The sequence below is a fragment of the Nocardiopsis sp. TNDT3 genome (assembly GCF_003427465.1).
Lineage (GTDB): Bacteria > Actinomycetota > Actinomycetes > Streptosporangiales > Streptosporangiaceae > Nocardiopsis > Nocardiopsis dassonvillei.
Map to the genome: position 1 here is coordinate 1 of NZ_QPFC01000005.1, position 1,121 is coordinate 1,121.

Genomic DNA, 1,121 nt, shown 5'->3' on the forward strand with positions numbered 1-1,121 from the left:
GCCCCGCGCCGGGCGGTGTCAGAAGCCGGAGACCGGGCGCGGCGTGTAGTGGCGCTCCAGCTCCGCCACCTCGTCGTCGGTCAGCTCCAGCGACAGCGACGCGATCGCGTCGTCCAGGTGGTGCGGCCTGGTGGCGCCGATGATCGGCGAGGTCACCGCGGGATTCCGCGACACCCAGGCCAGGGCGATCCGCGCACGGGGAACACCGCGCCTCCGGGCGACCGCGCCGACGGCGTCCGCGATCGACCGGTCCGCCTCCGCGTACAGCCGCGAGCCGAACGCGTCACCGCGGCTGCGCGCCGTCTCCTCCTCCCACGCGCGGGTGAGCCGACCGCGCGCCAGAGGGCTCCACGGGATGACCCCGATGCCCTCGTCCGCGCACAGGGGCAGCATCTCCCGCTCCTCCTCGCGGTAGAGCAGGTTGTAGTGGTTCTGCATGGTGGCGAACCTGGTCCAGCCGTTGACGTCGGCGACCCTCAGCGCCTTGGCGAACTGCCAGGCGTGCATCGAGGAGGCGCCCACGTAGCGCGCCTTGCCCGCCCTGACCACGTCGTGCAGGGCCTCGACGGTCTCCTCGATCGGCGTGGCGGGGTCCCAGCGGTGGATCTGGTACAGGTCCACGTAGTCGGTGCCCAGGCGCCGCAGGCTGTGGTCGATCTCGGTGAGGATCGCCTTGCGCGAGAGCCCGCCGCCGTTGGGGCCCGGGCGGGTGCGGCCGAACACCTTGGTGGCCAGCACGATCTGGTCGCGGTCGGCGTACTCGGCCAGGGCGCGGCCGACGATCTCCTCGCTGCTGCCGTCCGAGTAGGTGTTGGCGGTGTCGAAGAAGTTGACGCCCGCCTCGACCGCCTGGCGGATGAAGGGTCTGCTGGCCTCCTCGTCCAGGGTCCAGTCGTGGGTGCCCCTGGCGGGGTCTCCGTAACTCATGCAGCCGAGGGTGACGCGGGAGACGTCGAGTCCGGTCCGGCCCAGCTTGACGTAGTCCACGGGCTCGCCTTCCGTCGAGGGGTGGGGACGGCACGACTCTAGGGTGCCGGGGTGCGGGCTCCCGGCCCGGCCTCCAGGAATCTACGTCGTAAAGCTCCGTGGGAAAGCCAGGCCGGTACGCGGACGGGGGGGGG

At 72.1% G+C, this 1,121-nt stretch carries 1 protein-coding gene; it reads right to left on the reverse strand.

Annotated elements, in window-relative coordinates:
- Positions 1–18: 18 nt before the first annotated feature.
- Positions 19–987: an aldo/keto reductase gene (locus tag DQW06_RS00095; RefSeq protein ID WP_013154721.1), complete on the reverse strand. Its 969-nt coding sequence runs from the start codon at positions 985–987 to the stop codon at positions 19–21.
- Between the last annotated feature and the right edge of the window lie 134 nt (positions 988–1,121).